The 16,795-nt window shown below is 66.7% G+C and carries 17 protein-coding genes; 7 read left to right on the plus strand and 10 right to left on the minus strand.

The features are described from left to right. Positions 1 to 156 precede the first annotated feature (156 nt). Together ACWESM_RS16375 and ACWESM_RS16380 are read right to left on the minus strand one after the other, a co-directional pair. On the minus strand, positions 157 to 1,038 hold the full coding sequence (locus tag ACWESM_RS16375; protein ID WP_452492385.1) for an IS3 family transposase: 882 nt from the start codon (positions 1,036 to 1,038) through the stop codon (positions 157 to 159). A gap of 2 nt (positions 1,039 to 1,040) precedes the next feature. Beyond that, on the minus strand, positions 1,041 to 1,340 hold the full coding sequence (locus tag ACWESM_RS16380) for a transposase (protein WP_452492387.1): 300 nt from the start codon (positions 1,338 to 1,340) through the stop codon (positions 1,041 to 1,043). A gap of 555 nt (positions 1,341 to 1,895) precedes the next feature. On the opposite strand from ACWESM_RS16380, the gene ACWESM_RS16385 reads away from it, so the two are divergent. Next, positions 1,896 to 4,190 carry a molybdopterin-dependent oxidoreductase gene (locus tag ACWESM_RS16385; RefSeq protein WP_452492389.1) on the plus strand — a complete coding sequence of 765 codons (2,295 nt, stop codon included), beginning with the start codon at positions 1,896 to 1,898 and terminating at the stop codon, positions 4,188 to 4,190. After that, complete coding sequence (locus ACWESM_RS16390; RefSeq protein ID WP_397278108.1) at positions 4,187 to 4,699, plus strand: winged helix-turn-helix transcriptional regulator; 513 nt, start codon at positions 4,187 to 4,189, stop codon at positions 4,697 to 4,699. Before ACWESM_RS16385 ends, ACWESM_RS16390 begins: the two co-directional genes overlap by 4 nt. 256 nt (positions 4,700 to 4,955) lie before the next feature. Here ACWESM_RS16390 and ACWESM_RS16395 read toward each other — a convergent pair whose 3' ends face one another. Next, a complete protein-coding gene (locus ACWESM_RS16395) occupies positions 4,956 to 6,593 on the minus strand; it encodes an MFS transporter (protein WP_452492392.1) in 1,638 nt (545 codons plus the stop codon). 331 nt (positions 6,594 to 6,924) lie between these two features. On the opposite strand from ACWESM_RS16395, the gene ACWESM_RS16400 reads away from it, so the two are divergent. Beyond that, the gene (locus ACWESM_RS16400) at positions 6,925 to 7,512 is read left to right on the plus strand and encodes a TetR/AcrR family transcriptional regulator (RefSeq protein ID WP_397278112.1); all 588 of its coding nucleotides are present in this window, start codon (positions 6,925 to 6,927) and stop codon (positions 7,510 to 7,512) included. Between the two features lie 69 nt (positions 7,513 to 7,581). On the opposite strand, the gene ACWESM_RS16405 is transcribed toward ACWESM_RS16400, so the two are convergent. The 5 genes from ACWESM_RS16405 to ACWESM_RS16425 are packed head-to-tail and all read right to left on the minus strand — an operon-like array spanning position 7,582 to position 11,246. Beyond that, positions 7,582 to 7,986, minus strand: coding sequence for a hypothetical protein (locus ACWESM_RS16405; protein ID WP_452492394.1), 405 nt, complete (start codon positions 7,984 to 7,986; stop codon positions 7,582 to 7,584). Continuing rightward, positions 7,983 to 9,251 (minus strand): molybdopterin-dependent oxidoreductase, encoded by a 1,269-nt coding sequence (locus tag ACWESM_RS16410; RefSeq protein WP_452492396.1) that lies wholly within the window; start codon positions 9,249 to 9,251, stop codon positions 7,983 to 7,985. Before ACWESM_RS16410 ends, ACWESM_RS16405 begins: the two co-directional genes overlap by 4 nt. Further along, entirely contained in the window at positions 9,248 to 9,904 is a 657-nt protein-coding gene (locus ACWESM_RS16415) for a methyltransferase domain-containing protein (RefSeq protein ID WP_364425613.1), read from the minus strand. Before ACWESM_RS16415 ends, ACWESM_RS16410 begins: the two co-directional genes overlap by 4 nt. After that, positions 9,901 to 10,590: a TIGR04282 family arsenosugar biosynthesis glycosyltransferase gene (locus ACWESM_RS16420; RefSeq protein ID WP_397278120.1), complete on the minus strand. Its 690-nt coding sequence runs from the start codon at positions 10,588 to 10,590 to the stop codon at positions 9,901 to 9,903. The genes ACWESM_RS16415 and ACWESM_RS16420 overlap by 4 nt, the downstream gene beginning before the upstream one ends. Further along, a complete protein-coding gene (locus tag ACWESM_RS16425; RefSeq protein ID WP_452492575.1) occupies positions 10,587 to 11,246 on the minus strand; it encodes a glycosyltransferase in 660 nt (219 codons plus the stop codon). The genes ACWESM_RS16420 and ACWESM_RS16425 overlap by 4 nt, the downstream gene beginning before the upstream one ends. 124 nt (positions 11,247 to 11,370) lie before the next feature. Between ACWESM_RS16425 and ACWESM_RS16430 the strand changes: the two genes are divergently transcribed. The 3 genes from ACWESM_RS16430 to ACWESM_RS16440 are packed head-to-tail and all read left to right on the plus strand — an operon-like array spanning position 11,371 to position 14,469. Further along, positions 11,371 to 12,717, plus strand: coding sequence for a hypothetical protein (locus ACWESM_RS16430; RefSeq protein ID WP_397278122.1), 1,347 nt, complete (start codon positions 11,371 to 11,373; stop codon positions 12,715 to 12,717). 5 nt (positions 12,718 to 12,722) lie between these two features. Then, the gene (locus ACWESM_RS16435) at positions 12,723 to 13,433 is read left to right on the plus strand and encodes a response regulator transcription factor (RefSeq protein ID WP_364425607.1); all 711 of its coding nucleotides are present in this window, start codon (positions 12,723 to 12,725) and stop codon (positions 13,431 to 13,433) included. Then, positions 13,426 to 14,469: a sensor histidine kinase gene (locus ACWESM_RS16440; protein WP_397278124.1), complete on the plus strand. Its 1,044-nt coding sequence runs from the start codon at positions 13,426 to 13,428 to the stop codon at positions 14,467 to 14,469. The genes ACWESM_RS16435 and ACWESM_RS16440 overlap by 8 nt, the downstream gene beginning before the upstream one ends. Here ACWESM_RS16440 and ACWESM_RS16445 read toward each other — a convergent pair. Continuing rightward, a complete protein-coding gene (locus ACWESM_RS16445) occupies positions 14,453 to 15,511 on the minus strand; it encodes an NAD-dependent epimerase/dehydratase family protein (protein ID WP_364425603.1) in 1,059 nt (352 codons plus the stop codon). The two genes, ACWESM_RS16440 and ACWESM_RS16445, sit on opposite strands and share 17 nt — an antisense overlap. Positions 15,512 to 15,896: 385 nt before the next feature. Between ACWESM_RS16445 and ACWESM_RS16450 the strand changes: the two genes are divergently transcribed. Next, positions 15,897 to 16,229: a site-specific integrase gene (locus tag ACWESM_RS16450; RefSeq protein WP_364425601.1), complete on the plus strand. Its 333-nt coding sequence runs from the start codon at positions 15,897 to 15,899 to the stop codon at positions 16,227 to 16,229. On the opposite strand, the gene ACWESM_RS16455 is transcribed toward ACWESM_RS16450, so the two are convergent. Further along, entirely contained in the window at positions 16,220 to 16,705 is a 486-nt protein-coding gene (locus tag ACWESM_RS16455; protein ID WP_397278127.1) for a hypothetical protein, read from the minus strand. The genes ACWESM_RS16450 and ACWESM_RS16455 overlap by 10 nt on opposite strands. Positions 16,706 to 16,795: the final 90 nt, after the last annotated feature.

A 16,795-nucleotide genomic window follows, 5' to 3' on the forward strand; every position in this document is an offset into this window, starting at 1 on the left:
CGCTTCCGACCCGACGGCACCCAACACCCGCGCCGATCCGAACACATTGAAATACCGCGACGCGCGTGTCTCCGCCTGCTCACGCGCCCCTCGGATGCCAGGCTCGGGAACCAAGGCAGGGTTGAGGTTCCCCCGCATTGTTGGAGGGCGGGGTAATCAGGTTCCAGCCGGAACCGGGTGATGGTAGCTTGCCTCGAATTCATCCGGTGATCGCCAACCCAGCTTCTGCTGGATGCGCTGGCTGTTGTACCAGCCATCGATGTAGGCGAACAGGGCGTTCTCGGCCTCGTCGCGGGTCCGCCAGGCCCGGCGATAGACCAGTTCGGTCTTCAGTGTGGAGAAGAAGTTCTCCATCAGTGCATTGTCGTAGCTGTCGCCGATCGATCCCATCGACTGCGCGATGCCGTTGTCTGCCAATCGGTTAGCGAACCGGATCGCTGTGTAGGTAGAGCCTCTGTCGCTGTGGTGTATCAACTCGCCGTCGCGGATGTCGCGGCTCCAGACCGCGAACTCGAGTGCACCCAACACCAGCTCGGTGTCGCAGCGATCCGAGGTTTTCCAGCCCACGATCCGGTTGGAGAATGCGTCCCGCACCGCGGCCAGCCAGAACGCGCCCTGACCGCACTGGATCCTGGTGGCGTCGGCCACCCACAATCGGTTCGGCCGGTCCGCGGTGAAGACCCGCTCGACCAGATCCGGTGCAGGCGCCGCCCGCGGATCGGCCCGCGTGGACGCGATGCGCCACCGTTTCCGCAGGAACGCGCCCTGCAAACCCGCGCCACGCATCACCCGCTCCACCCGTTTGCGGCCGACCGAGATGCCGCGTCGGGCCAGCATCGCATGCACCCGAGGAGACCCGTAAGTGCCGCCGGAGCTGGTATGGATATCGACGATCTCGGCAAGCAATGCTTCGTCAGCGAGCTGCCGCGCCGAGGGCTGTTCCAGGCGTTTGCACCACCAGTAATAGGTCGACGAGGCGATACCGAGGACCCGCAATACGAGCTCGACCGGGTGCCGGCTGTTCTTGACGAACCGCACGATCACCTCCGGGTCTGGCCGAGCTCCGAAGCGAAATACGCACTCGCAGAACGCAGAATGTCGTTGACCCGCTCCAGCTCGGCGACCTGTTTACGCAGCCGCTTGTTCTCCTCGGCCAGATCCGTCGCCGCGGGTTCCGGTCGCTGCCCGGTACCGGCTTGGCGGATCCAGTTCCGAAGCGCCTCGTGATGGACACCCAACTGCTGGGCGAGCTTCCGGATCGTCGGTTTCGGATCCGACTCCAGATACAGCCGGACCGCGCGAGCCTTCAACTCGTCCGGGTACTTCTTCGGTGCTGCCACGCGGGGCTCCTTCCCGGCCCTATCGGACCATGCTCAGAGCCCTCCAAGGAAGCGGGGGAACCTCAGACTGATGGTTGCCACCCCTAGCGCCGTGACAGCGTGAACCTACCCGCACGGAGCAGCGGGCATCTCATCACCCAAGCTCGAAGATCCGCACAGCACAAGGCCAGAGGGACTGGGCACGGTCCCACTGATCGACATGGCACCGAGCAGAGTGGTGGTTGCCTGGAATGAAGGTGACACCAACCCCCTGATCCGATCGTTCGTGCAGATAGCCACGATCGCATACCTCGTTCCCCCACCTCGGCCGTCAAGGCGACCCGGTCCACTAGGCGAACGGAGAGCGCGCCTCGGGACGCACCGAAAGTGACCCGTCGCTGCACGAGCAGTGGCTGATTCGGTTCGCAGATCCGGACACAGCGTCTGGCTGCGCCACACCGCCGCCGAGTGCATCGACTTCACAACCGGGGCCGCGCCGAATGGGCAACACCACTGCCAGCGCCGTTTCCGCCGGTGTCAGTAGCGCTAGTGAACTCACTCCCTTAGTATGGCGAGATGACGGAGTGGCGGCCTACGGCCTGCATCCTGTGCGAGTGCAACTGCGGCATTCAGGTACTTGTCGGACCTGATGGCCGGACGTTCGAGAAGATTCGCGGGGACAAGCAGCATCCCGCTTCAGCGGGGTACACGTGCAACAAGGCGCTGCGGCTCGACCACTACCAGAACGGGCGCGCGGGCCGGCTCACCGCCCCGCTGCGCCGTCGCACGGACGGCGGTTTCGACGAAATCGATTGGGACACAGCGATCTCGGAGATCTCGACCGGACTGCGGGAGATCGGCCGCCGCTACGGCGGCGAATCGATCTTCTACTACGGTGGCGGCGGTCAGGGCAACCACTTGGGCGGCGCGTACGCTCCGGCGACCATGGCCGCCTACGGCATGCGATATCGCTCCAGCGCCTTGGCCCAGGAGAAGACCGGCGACTTCTGGGTGTCGGCGCGGATGTTCGGTCACCCGCTGCGTTCCGATGTCGAGCATGCCGAAGTAGCGCTGTTCATCGGCAAGAACCCCTACCAGTCGCACGGATTCCCACGCGCGAGATCGGTGCTCAAGGAGATCGCCCGCGACCCGAACCGGGCGATCATCGTCCTGGACCCGGTGCGCACCGAGACCGCCGAGATGGCTGAATTCCACCTGCAGTTGCAGCCCGGCACCGACGTGTACCTGCTGATGGCGATGGCCGCCATGCTGGTGCGCGACAACCTGATCGACACCGGCTGGCTGGCCGAACACGCCGAGGGGCTCGAAGAGGTGCTGTCCGTGCTGCGCGCGGTGCCGATCGAGAAGTACTGCGTCATAGCCGACGTCGACCTCGAGCTGGTCACCGCCGCCACCCGGCGGCTGGCCCGAGCGGAGTCGGTGGCGGCCCTCGAGGACCTCGGCGTCCAGATGAACCGCTATTCCACGGTGGTGAGCTACGTCGAGAAGCTGCTGTGGCTGTTGACCGGCAACCTCGCCAAACCCGGAACGCAGTACGCGTTCACCGGGCTGACCGCGCTCGGTCACGACCGCGGACATCCGGCCGGACAGTGGCCGACGAGCCCTGTGGTGGGCGCACCCATCATCAGCGGCCTGGTGCCATGCAACGTGATCAGCGAGGAAATCCTCACCGATCACCCGGCACGCTACCGCGCGATGTTCATCGAGAGCAGCAATCCGGTGCATTCGCTGGCCGATTCGGCGCGGATGCGCGAGGCGCTCGCAGCGCTGGAACTGGTCGTGGTGATCGACGTGGCGATGACCGAAACCGCGCGGCTGGCCGACTATGTGCTGCCCGCGCCCACCCAATTCGAGAAGTACGAAGCGACGTTCTTCAACTTCGACTTTCCCCGCAACATCTTCCACCTGCGCAGGCCGGTGCTGCCGACGCCTGAGGGTGTGCTGCCGGAACCGGAAATCCACGCCCGCCTGGTCGAGGCGGCGGGCGCACTCGGCGAACAGGACTACGCACCGCTGCGCGCCGCCTTGGAACAGGGCAGAGACGCCTACGCGCTCGCGATGCTCACCGCGTCGGCCGATCCGGCCAAGGCCAAACTGGCTCCGGTTCTGCTCTACCGCACACTGGGCCCGACCCTGCCCAACGACGCGGCCGCTGCCGCGCTGTTGTGGGTGGCCGCGCACAACTGCGTCCGCAAGTTCCCCGCGAGCGTCGAACAGGCGGGATACGGAACGGGATTGCCCGCAGGCGAGCGACTGTTCGAGGCCATCCTCTCCGGTGAACACGGCATCGTCACCACCGAGGACAGCTACGAAGAGACCTGGAACCGCCTCCGCGGCAAAAAGGTCCAGCTGGACATACCGGAGCTGCTGGAAGTGGTGGCGGGCCTGCCGGATATGTCCGCCGATTCCGACGACTGGCCATTCGTGTTGTCCGCCGGGGAACGCCGGGCTTTCACCGCCAACACGATCATGCGCGACTACGGCTGGCGCAAGCGCGACGGTGCCGGTGCGCTCCGCATCAGCGCCATCGACGCGCAGCGACTCGGGCTGGTCGCCGGCGATCGGGTCCGCGTCACGACTCCTCGCGGCAGCGCGGAGGTGGCGGTCGAGCCCACCGACCGGATGCGATCGGGGCACCTGTCGCTGCCCAACGGCTTCGGACTCGAGGTCGCAGAGGCCGACACCGAGACGATCAGTATCGGGGTAGCGCCCAATGAGCTGACCCGATTCGACTCCCGCGACGAATGGGTCGGTACGCCTTGGCACAAATACGTAGAGGCCAGGCTGGAGGTATTGCCGAACGACACGGCGACCGACACCACGACATTCCTGGATACGGTCGAGGCATGAAGCGCACCACCTTCGCCAACTGGCCGTGCACCGTAGCCCGCACCGTGGATCTGATCGGAGACTGGTGGACTCCCCTCGTTCTGCGGGAGGCCTACTACGGTGCGACGCGTTTCGAGGAATTCGAACGCTCCCTGGGCTTGAGCCGCAACGTCCTCAGTCAACGGCTGACCCGGCTGGTGGACGAGTCGCTGCTGGAGCGAGTGCCCTACCAGCAACGACCGGTGCGGTACGAATACCGGCTCACCGAGCAGGGCCGCGACTTCTTCCCCGTCATCACCGCGATGATGCGCTGGGGCGATCGCTGGCGCGCACCCAGCGAAGGCCCCCCGATCACGCTGCACCACAACAGCTGCGGGCACGACATCTACGCCGAGACGGTGTGCGCGCACTGCCGGGAACCCTTGCGGCACAGCGATGTCAGCGCTCGGCTCGGGCCCGGATTCCCCGAACGACTGAGGGAGACCGCGCTGGCGACCGGACGATTCGACGACAACCCAGCGCAGCCCTAGCCTCGACGCCCGAATCGGCTGCCGAATTCGAAGAATTCCGCTCTCGGCGACGTCCGCAGTGCTGGCGATTCGGTGGTCGCCGAGCCCGCTGTCGCCACATCGGTGACGCGGGCCGTCCCCGCTGTTCTGTGAACACGTCCTGCCCTACGGGGGCGGTCGAGTTGGACATGAACTCCCCCAAGCCCCCTCAGCGGTGGCCGAACCCTGAGCAGTTCGGGCGAGACCGATTCCCTTTCGGCGGTAGCAGAGGTCAAAACTACCTGGATCGCGTCCGAAGTGGCTTGGGCTTCTCCCTGTAGGCGAGGAGAACGGAATCTTCAGCGGGTTTCCATGGCAGGAAGACGGCGATGGCGGCCGCGACGAGCAGTGACGCCGAGACCGTCACATAGGATGCGAGCTGGAACCCCTCCATCGATGCGGATTTCATCGCGTAGATCAGATCGGCCTTCTGTTGCGCGAAGGCGGGGCTGGTCGGGCGCCTGACCATTTCCATCACCGCGATGACGCTCTCGCGAGCGAAGCTCTTCTCGTTCGGGGTCATCAAGAAGTCGGGGACGGCATCGATCCGCGGGCCGATCTCGGATGTGTACACCGAGGCCATGATCGATCCCAGCACCGCGACCCCGAGCGTCCCGCCCGCTTCGCGGGTGGTGTCGTTCACCGCCGACCCGGCTCCTGCCTCATCGAGGGTCACCGAGGACATGATCGATTCCGTTGCCGGGCCTTGCACGATCGCCAGCCCCAAGCCCATCAGCACCATCGAGACAAGCACCGGACCGACATACGGTGTCTGCACCTTCACCTGCCCGGCGATGAACATCCCGACGCTCATCACCACCAGACCGAAGACGATGACGGCAGTGGTGCCGACTCTCTGCGCGGTCAGCGTGGCCAGCGGGGCGCCGACGGCGATGGAGGCCGCGAACGGCAGTGAGTGCAAACCGAATTGCAGCGGCGACAGCTCCATCACTCCCTGGAAGTAGGAAGTGATCATGAACAAGAACCCGAACATGCAGAAGTAGGCGACCGCGATCGCCGCCGCGGGCAGGGAGAACCGGCGTATCCGAAACAGGTTCATGTTCAGCACGGGCGAGGCGGTGCGCGTCTCCCATCGGATGAACACCACGAAGCAGACCACCGCGAAGACGAAGCCCATCAGGCTGATCGGGGCGAGCCAGCCTCGATGCGGGGCCTCGATGACAGTCCACACCAAGGCGGTAACGCTCATCAACGACAGGGCGATACCGACGACGTCGAGCCTGCCGACGTGTGCGCCCTTCGACTCAGGGACCAGCATGCGGGCGAGCACGAGGAGGACGAGGGCCACGGGAATGTTGACCCAGAAGACCGAGTGCCACGAGAAGTGCTCCAGGAGCCAGCCTCCGGCGGTGGGGCCGATCGCGATGGCGAACCCGGCCATCGCCGTCCACGCCGCGATGGCGATGGCCCGTTCCCTGGTGTCGGTGAAGACGTTGATGATCATCGCCAGGGTGGCTGGGAACACCGCGGCGGCGAACACTCCCATCGCGGCGCGGGCGGCGATCACTTGCCCCAGATCGGTGGCCGAGGCGCCGGCCAGGGACATCACCGCGATGCCTGCCAACCCGAGAACCATGACCTTGCGGCGGCCATAGCGGTCTCCGAGGTGACCGAACGCCAGCAGCAGCCCCGCGAAGGTGAGCGTGTAGGCGTCGACCACCCACTGCAACCCGCTGAAGCCTGCGCGCAACTGCACTCCCAGTGAGGGCAACGCGACGTTGACAACGGTGTTGTCGAGCACCACGAGCAGTTCCGCGACACAGATGACGACGAGGGCAGCCCACCGGCCCCGTGCTCCCAGGTCTGCGGTGTCCACTGTCGGTGCGGGTGGTGCTGCAACAGATGAGTGGGGCATAGCGAATCGGCTCCTCGTGATCGAAACAGGGCGCCGCCTCGGAAGGCGCGGTGAACGGCCCGACTGTCCGCGGCGGCCGGGCCACCAGGGTCGGCAGCCACAGCGGCGCTGGCGGCGCAGCTCGGGACCGAGCCAGGCTTTCGATACGCGGGCGCCATCGACCACTCCTTGCAAATTTGCCCGTTACGGTCGGTAACACTTAGTCACGTTAGTAGAACAGCTGGTCTATTACAAGGCGCAGAGCAACGCAATATCCAGGCTGTCCTGCACAGGGGCTCGGGTCAGAGAAGACGAACTGGTCTAGTGTGGCCATCGCTAGGCTGGTTGATCTGTGCCGCAGGCGAGGAGGGCGCATGGCCGTGAACGCGCGAAGGCGTTTGATCGAGAGCGCGATCGAGCTGATCCGACGTCGGGGGTGGCCGGCACGGGAGTGGCCGACCTACTCGAACAGAGCGGCACCGCTCGGCAGTCGATCTACACACACTTTCCTGGCGGAAAGACCGAGCTGATCGAGGAATCCGTCCGGACCGCAGGGGCCTGGATCGAGCAGATGATCCAGCAGATGGCCGAGACGCTCACTCCACTGGAAATGCTGCGGGCTTTCGTCGAGTACTGGAAATGGGTACTGGTAACCAGCGACTACCAGTCCGGATGCCCGATCGCCGCGGGGGCATACGGTGGAGCGCCTGGGGCCCGAGAACTGGCCAGCCAAGCATTCCGGCGCTGGGAAGACCATCTGGCCGAGCAGGCCATCGCCCGAGGCGTAGCCGCCCATACGGCACACAGCCTCGCGACGACAACAATCGCAGCTATCGAAGGCGCAGTCATGATGTCGATCGCAGACCGCAGCATCACACCCCTCAACCGCACCTACGACCAGCTTCGCGAACTGTTCCAGATCCATTTCCAGGCGCACTGACCGGCCTCGATCGAGCGCCCACAACGCGACAGCGGAGGACACATCGTCGAACTTCGATCCGGATCGAGGTCATCGAAGGCATCGGCGCAAGAGCAGGATGACGACGACGAGCGACCATACGATGACAAGGGCGGCGGTCAAGTTGAGCGAGTAGGCGCGGTCCAGCACGGTCGGATTGTCGGGCATCGCGTGTCGACGGCCGACAACTGGCGCGGCGATCACGGTGAGCGTGACGGTGCATACGGCGCCGCACGCTGCGGGCGCCCACCAGCCAGAGGGGAGTATTCGTCTCGCGCCGAGTCCGATGGCCGCCGACAGTGGAGCGAAGACGGCGTCGTGCAGCAGGATTCCGCCGCAGAACCACGCCACGACGGACAGCAGCTCCGCGGGGGCGAAGCTCAGCAGTGCGGTGATGCCGTACCAGCCGAGCCCGATGCCTGTTACGAGTAAGGCTGCCCGTGCGGCGGTGATCACGACAGCACCTCTATTCGGGAAAGCCATTTCGTCTGCAGCACGCCCGGTCGGTTCGGCGCGATGAGACGGCACGGGTAGCCGTGGTCGAGGTCGAGCGTTTGCCCGTTCAGCGTCAGCGCGACGAGCGTGTCCGGGTCGATGACATGATGCGCGGGCAGGACCGAGCTTCGATAGATTCCACCGGCTTCGAGGGAATCGAAGCGCACGTCTCCCCCGCTGTAACCGACCGCGGCGAGCAGCTCGCGCAGCCGGACACCGGACCAAGAGGCGGACGCCGACCACCCTTCGACGCACGCGATCGGCAGTCGGGCGCTGGTTTGCGGTAAGGCGGCCAATTCCTCTCGAGTGAACTGGTGTACCCGGTTACCTGCTGTGATGACCAGCCGGTAGCCCGGATCGCGTGCGAGATCGGCGACCGCGGCCGCAGCCGCTGATCTGTTGACCGGAACACCTTGCGGTCCTTCTCCGCTACGGGGCGCGAGGATCGCGGTCCAGCGCAGGAATGGGACAGTCTGGCCCGATATCGCCAGCGCGCCGACTGTCGCGGAAACCCATGCCGCGTTCAGGACCGCACGGCGGGAAATACGGGAGACGTCGGTCGCGGGACCGACTGCGATCGGATTGTCACGTGCTTTCGCCGCGGAGAAGTCATTGGTCGATAGTGATGCGGGCGCTGACGACTGTGCTGAACTCACGTCGGATGCCGCATCGGCCGACGAATCGAGCGGGCGGCTCAACACGTCGCGCAGCACAGGCAGCTTCACCGCCAGATGCACTGCGAGGGCCCCGATCGCGACGTATGCCATCGCATAGTGCGCTTTGGGGAAGAAGAATCTCCACGGATAGTACTGCGCGATGTTCGCAAGCCCGGTCGACAGTTGGAATACGACTGATCCCACCAGCAAGCCGATCGATCCACGTTCGGCGATCCACAGGGGCGATCGCAGGTTCGGTCGTCGGAACAGCCTCGGATAGACCGCCCAGAGCTTCACCACCAGCAGCGGAATGGCGACGACTCCGGCGATGACGTGCGCGCCCTGGCTGAGCCGGTACAGCCACACGGGTCGCGTGGGCCACCAGAACCAGATCGGTGGATGCTGGATCCAGTGGCTGACCAGACCGGTCGTGAAGCAGATCAGGATCGTGATGCCGAGTGGGATACCGACCCGGCCGGCGAGTTCCGGCCCGCGTGGTCCGGGGATGAAACGCTCACTGCCGCTGGTAGATTCGTGCGGTCGCTGCTCGGCGGAGTCGCGTGCGGTCATGCGAGCGCCGCCGCTGCGGTGGTCCTGTCGCGGTCTAGCCAAGCAATGTGTCGCCCAGCCACCTCGACTGTCGTGCGCACCCGGAAGCCCGCGGCCCCGGCCAGAGGTTCGGCGTACTCGACGCCGACCCGGGTCCACGAGAACCACGGCCCCGCCGAGGTCGCGGTCTCCACGCGTATACGCTGGGTGACCATACCGCTACCGGGACGGTCGAATTCGATCACGGCGACCCCATCGCTCGCGAGCAGTTCACCGACTCGGCGCAGCAAACGATCAGGATCGGCGCCGATGCCGATGTTGCCGTCCGCCAGCAGCGCGTAAGACCATCGTCCGGCGCCGGGCAGCGGTCCGAACAGATCGCGCTGCAGGGCGGGCGCGCCGCGACCTCGCGTGATCGCCACGGCCGTGGCGGAGATGTCCACGCCGAGGGCGATGACGCCGCGCCGCAGCAGCGTGGCGACCAGTCGCCCTGGTCCGCAGCCGAGGTCGATCGTCGGCCCGTCGCACTCTCGGGTCAGGGCGGTGTCGGCACGACGGTCGGCAGAGTCGGAGGAGTTCAGCCACCGTCGGGTCGGCAACGCGCGTCGGGTTCCGTCCCCGGCACGGATCCAGCATTCGGCGCCGGTAAGTGCCCGGTCGAACACTCCGCTCATCGGATCGCCAAGTGTCGGCCGCGTAGGCGGTGCACCGTCTCGGCGAACTGTCCTGAAGTGGACGCGGCGACGCGCAGGGCGTCTTCGAACAGGTCGACGTCGGAATGGGTGGGCAGCGTGCGCACATGAAGTCCGCATTCTCGCACGGCCTTTCGAGTCAGCAGGCCGGTGCGCGGGGTCGACATCGGCACGGTGATCAGGGCGCGCGCGGGCTGCGGTGTGGGCAAACCGAGGGCCCACCAGCCGCCGTCGGTGGCTGGGCCGAGGACGGCGTCTTCGGTGTCGACGAGTTCGCCTGCGGCGCAGGTCAGTTGATCGGCGCCGATCTGCGGTGTGTCCATGCCGATCTGCAGCACTGGCAGTGCGGCCCGGGCCGCGTCGGCGTGCGCGTTGGCCAGTCGCTCTCCGAAGGTGCGGCCGCGCTGTGGCAGGACCTGGACCCGGGTCAGCAGTTGCCGTAGTTCGCCCTGGCGCTCCGCTGCGGTCAGGTCGCCGGTCAGGGCGACAACACGGTGTGCGACGTTGCTGCGCAGCACGGCGTCGAGCGTGTCGAGCAACGACGCTGCGGCGAGGTCAGCGGCCTCGTGCGATGTGAGTGGCGGTGTGAGACGTGTTTTGGCGAATCCGGCGACCGGCGCCTTCGCCAGTACCAGCAGCGTCGCCGCTACAGTTGTCGGCCGTCTCATTTCAGGACCGCCCAAAAGTCGGCCGTGGCACGCACCGAGCCGCGCAAAGAGCCGGATACTTTCGACGCGCCACCGGCTCGTGGCCGGTAGGTGATGTCCTTTTCCACTATTCGCCAATTGGCTCGCGCCGCACCGATGAGTAGTTCCAGCGGGTAGCCGAAGCGGGTGTGCAGCGGGCCCAGCGCGAGCAGCGCAGAGCGTCGTGCGACTCGCATCGCGGCGATGTCGTGGACCGGCACACGATATTTGTGGCGCAATCGACCGGCGATTATCCGGTTGCCGAGGTGTGCGTGCCAGGGCCAGACGCCAGGGTGGACAGGTTTGCGTCGGCCGACCGCGAGGTCCGCGCCCGCCAGCACCGCCCTTACGAGCATCGGCAATTCGGCGGGGTCCATCGAGCCGTCTCCGTCGAGGACCGCGATCAACTCGGTCTGCGCCGCGGCGACACCTGCTTGAACCGCGGCGCCGTATCCGGGCTCCGGTTCGGCGATCACCCGGGCTCCCGCCGCGCGGGCGACGGCCGCGGTGGCGTCGGTGGATCCGTTGTCGACAACCAACGTTCGGTAGCTGCCGGGAATGGCCGCCAGAACGCCGGGCAACGCTTCAGCTTCGTCGCGGCACGGGATGACGACGGTCACTCCGTCTCGCTCGTCCATGGATTGGGTCACCGTGCCGACGCTAGGCGCAAGGACGCGTCGGAGGGCCTCGAAACTCGTGACGAAACTCTGACGTTATGCGAATCGCTTCCCTTCTCCGCTGATCCGGGAATCGCGCGAGCCTATGGTGACCTCTGTGCACGATCTCACCGAAGCCGCACGGGGCCATGCGGTCCGCCTGCGCGGCGATGTACTCGCCGGCGGTGCCGCCTGCGCGCTGGTTGCCGCAGCGTTCATCATTCCGCGAATTTTCAGCGAACAATGGCGCCGCTCGCTCTACGCGGGGACGGCCCCGATCTTCGGCGTATGGCTGCCACACGTCGGATGGGGCACCGTCCCGGCGATCTTGCTAGCCGGAGCGATCGTCACGTCCGGTCCTGCGGTCGCGGCCCGGTTGTCGTGGCGGCGGCTGCTGGGTGCGTCCTACGCTGCGTCGGTGTGCTGGGCGCTGTCGCTGGCGCTGATCGACGGATGGCAGCGGGGTTTCACCGAGCGTCTGATGGATCGCAACGAGTACCTGTACGAGGTTCCCGGGGTCACCGACTTGGCCGCGATGCTTCGCGGGTTCTCGGGACGAATTCTGGACTTCCAGCCTGACTCGTGGACCACGCACGTCTCTGGCCATCCTCCAGGGGCGCTGTTGTTCTTCGTGCTCTTGGAGCGGGCCGGACTCGGCGGCGGGACATCGGCGGCATGGGCCTGTCTGCTGATCGGGTGCAGTGCGGTGATCGCCGTGGCTGTCGCGCTGGACGCGCTCGGTGCTCGGGCACGCGCGCGGGCAACGTTGCCGTTCCTCGTGCTCGCGCCCGCGGCGTTGTGGATCGCGGTATCGGCCGACGCGGTTTTCGCCGCTGCGACCGCATGGGCTGTCGCATTGCTCGCTGTCGCGGCCCGTTCCGGCCGCGTGGCGGCTGCTGTCGGGGCGGGAGTGTTGTTCGGCCTCGGCGCGTATCTCAGTTACGGGCTGGTGCTCATGGCTTTTCCGGCTGCGGCCGTGCTCATCGCCGGTCGGACGGTGCGGCCGCTTCTTCCCGCGCTCGGGGGTGCGCTCGGGGTGGCTCTGGCGTTCACCGCCGCCGGGTTCTGGTGGCTCGACGGATACCACTCGGTGGTTCAGCGCTACTATCAGGGAATCGCCGCCGAGCGGCCGTTCGGCTACTGGTGGTGGGGAAATCTCGCCGCCACCGTGTGCGCTGTCGGTCTGGCCACCGTCGCGGCGATGCCGGGCGTGCTGGCCCGGTGGCGCTCGAGGGACCCGGCTGCGCTGCTGGTGGTCGCCGGGTTGTGCGCTGTCCTCCTCGCCGACGCCAGCGGTTTGAGCAAGGCCGAGACCGAGCGGATCTGGCTGCCGTTCGACGTGTGGCTGCTCGCAGGCACCGCTTTCCTGCCCGGGCCGTCGGTCCGGATCTGGCTTACGGTGCAAGCGGTGGGCACGTTGCTGCTGGTCCATCTGATCCTGACGAATTGGTGATCGCCATGTGCATACTTGTCGCCGACGACGACCCCGTAGTGCGGGAGGTGGTGCGCCGCTACCTCGAACGCGACGGCCTCACCGTGATCGAGACCGCCGACGGGGCAAGCGCCACGGCGGCGCTGGCCCGCCGCGACGACACCGAGCAGGTCGAGCTCGCGGTGCTGGACGTGATGATGCCTGCCCCCGACGGCATCGACATCTGCCGGTCCGTTCGCTCCGGGGCGCATCCGGACATGCCGATCATTCTGCTCACCGCGCTCGGCGAAGAAGAGGATCGGGTGCTCGGGCTGGAAGCGGGCGCCGACGACTACGTGACCAAACCGTTCAGCCCACGCGAACTCGCGCTGCGGGTGGCGTCGGTGTTGCGCAGGTCCCGGCTTCCGGTGACCTCTGGCCAACCGATATTGCGCGACGGCGGCATCGAGGTGCGCCCCGCGGCGCGATTCGCGACCGTCGACGGTGTGGCGGTGGACCTGACCCCGCGTGAGTTCGACCTGCTCGACTTTCTGCTCCGGCATCCGGGTACGGTGTTCAGCCGCGAAGATCTGCTGGCACGGGTGTGGGGTTGGGACTTCGGCGATCTGTCCACGGTCACCGTGCACGTCAAACGACTGCGTGCCAAGCTCGGCGACCAGCACCGGATCGACACCATATGGGGACGCGGCTACGCGTGGAAACGCGCCGGTGACGAGCGCGAGGCTTCGCATGGATGAGTCGACGGCGCACATCATCCTGTTCACCGCGGCCGGTTCGGTGCCGGTGGTCCTGCTCGGCGCGATCCTGCTGCACGCGGCGGGCAAGCGGTCGCTGACCAGCAGCATGGTCGTGCTGGTTCTGGTCCCGATTCTCTCGGCGCTGGCTGGTATGACCGTGGTCAGTGGTCTGATGTTCACCGCCGAACTGCATCGCACCCTGCTCGTGCTCCTCGTCGTCTCCGTGGTCACCGTGCCCGCGGCGGTGCTGCTCGGCCGGCAGCAGGCCCGCAAGACCGTCTGGGAGAAGCAGATCCGTGAGCAGGAGCGAGCCGCCGAACATGCCAGGCGTGAGCTGGTCGCATGGGTGAGCCACGATCTTCGTACCCCGCTCGCGGGTATCCGCGCCATGACCGAGGCGCTCGCGGATGGCGTGGTGGCCGACAGCGCCGACGTATCGCGCTACGCCGCTCAGATCGGCCGGGAGGTGCACCGGCTTGCCGGCATGGTCGACGATCTGTTCGAGATGTCGAAGATCAGCGCCGGTGCGTTGCGGCTGGAGCCGGAGCTGCTCGACCTGCGTGAACTCATCGATGAGGTACTCGCCGCCCACCGCGTGACCGCCGAGCGCGCCGCGGTCGCGCTCCATGCCGAGCACCCGGACTCCGCGATCACGGTGACCGCTGACGACCGGGCCCTGGGTCGTGTGCTGGCCAATCTCGTGTCGAATGCGATCGCGCACACCCCGCCCGGCGGTCAGGTGGCGATCTCGGCCGGATCCGACGACGGGCATGCCTGGGCGCGAGTCGACGACACCGGCCCGGGCATCGCCGAGAACGATCTGCCGCGCATTTTCGAGGTCGCCTACCGGGGCGCGTCCACCCGATCGCAAGTAGCCGCCGACGGCGTACCGGTAGGCAGCGGCATGGGACTGGCCATTGCCGCGGGCCTGGTCGAAGCGCACGGTGGCGACATCACCGCGCGCAATCGCGAACAGGGTTGCCGGTTCGAAGTGCGGCTGCCCTCTCCAGGGCACCGAGTCAGATCGTCGGCGTGAGCGCCCCGGTCGTCGCACGCAACGGCGCGAACGCGAACTCCGCGAGCCCCTCCCGCGGCCCTACTCGCGCACAGAACCCCAGCGCCCGCCGCGCTGCCTCGGGACTGGCCACGATATGGCGGACGTCGCCGGGCCTGAAGTCGCCGGTGACGACCGGAGGCAAGCCATCGCGGGCGCTCGCCAGTACCGCGGCGACCTCACCGATCGTGATGGGCTGTCCCGAGCAGATATTCAATGCCGAGAATCCGGGCAGCGGTTGCTCGACCGCGGCGAGATTCGCGGCCGCGATATCGGTGACGTGCACGAAATCCCTTGTCTGCCCGCCATCTTCGAACACGCGCGGCCGATGCCCCGCTTCCAGGGCCGACCGGAATATGGCCGCGACACCGGAATATGGCGTGTCCCTGGGCATATCGTCGCCATACACATTGTGATAGCGCAGCGCCGTGGCCATGCCGCCGGTGGCGGCGCTCCACGCCGCCGCATAGTTCTCCTGCGCCACCTTGCTGGCCGCATACAGGCTGCGTGGCCGAAGTGGAGCGTCCTCCGGCACCGGTTCCCAGTCCAACGCTGACCCTGTCTCCGCGCAGCGATGTTCGAACCGTCCGCGTTCGAGATCCGCCGGAGTACGCAGCCCTGCTTCCACAACCTCTCCGCGCGCGTTGCGGTAGCGGCCCTCGCCGTAGACCACCATCGACGACGCCAGCACCAGCCTGCGGCAACCGGCTTCCGCCATACCGGCCAGCAGAACCGCGGTGCCCAAGTCGTTGTGCCCGGCGTAGGCGGGCGCGTCCGCGACGCTCACTCCCGCCCCAACGACAGCGGCCTGGTGACACACCACGTCGATGCCCCGCAGCAACGGCTCGAGGCCGCGGCGATCGCGGACGTCGACCCGATGGACACCGTCAGGGGCGAGTGCACCGTGGCCATGTGCCGACGGCAACATCAAATCGACGGCGATCACCTCGTGACCGGCCTCCGACAAGGTCCGGCGCACCCGCGATCCGATGAATCCGGCAGCGCCGGTCAGCATGATCCGCATCGGCCTCACCCCTCGCCGACGCTGCTCGTGCGGGCTCCGCCCGCGAAATCCACGTCCATGAGGTGATTCTGTCCACATGACAGCCGCAAAAGTGTGTTCGACCATCGGCGCGTCACGGTTTCGTCACTTCTGCTACACAGCTCCGGCCGGGCTCTCCGGTGACCGCGCGGACCGATCCCCCGTCGAGCGACCTGGAGAGCACCCTCTCTCAGAAGAACAACCAGCCTGCTCCCGGTGGTATGGAGGTTGTGTTCAACTTGCTGAAGACACAGGCGTCCGTGTCAGGCCGACACGCACACTTCGACCCCACCAACGGCTGGCGCAACGCCGACCGCGCCGCGCCGTTCGATTCCTGGTTATCGGGCAACTTCGGAAAGGGGAGACCGTGCGCCACATCGACGACGCGATCGGCACCGACGAGACGGTGCTGCCGATGGCGGTGCACATCGAGGACTTCCTCACCGACCTGGCCAACGCCAACCGGCCTGCCGACACCCTCCGGGCCTATCGCGGAGACCTGACCGCCTTTGCCGAGCACTACGACGGAGACCTGGCGGGGATGGGCGTGAATCCGGTGCGCGTTCCTGTAGCTCAACGCCTGAGGTCCCCGAACACAACGAGAACCGGCCAGCGGATATCTGGCCGGTTCTCGCGTTCCACGGTCGCACGCTGCGCCGCAGTCCCGTGCGGACCGAGGCGGGCCGAGGACTATTCCTGAGTCAGAGTCAGGGTCCGGTTCTCGGTGGTGTCCTTTTGGATCTCGACCTGGCTCATGTCCTCGGCGTCAGGCGGCAGGTAGGCGAACGCGGCGGTGATCTCGACCGCACGGTCATCGTAGTAATACGTCATGAGTTCAATGCCGTCGCCGTCGTGAGCATCTGCGCGATTCGGGCCCTCGCCGTAGTCGTAGCCCAATGGCACCCTGACCTTCGTCTGCCGAGATTCGCCGTCACAGGTCACCCGATCCAGGGCCTCGTCTTTCATGCGGACGGGTCGGCCTTCCGGGCTTTTGAACCGTTCGGACTCGACCTTGACCCACAGGGCGTTGGCCTGGCCGGGTTCGCAGACGTAGGTGATCTCGGCGACGACCCACCAGCTGTAGTCGCCGTGTGCGTCTGGGAACGCTCTCCCGATCCATATGCTGGTCGTTGCGCTGGCCGGCCCGGCCACATTGACCAGTACAGCGGCGGTCAACGCGAGTATCGAAGCGAAAAGTCTTCCACGAACCACTATGTGCGCCTTTCGGTGTCGGTAGGTGGTGGAAAAGATCCGTCGAGCGGACAG

The organism is Nocardia sp. NPDC003999 (assembly GCF_053604885.1).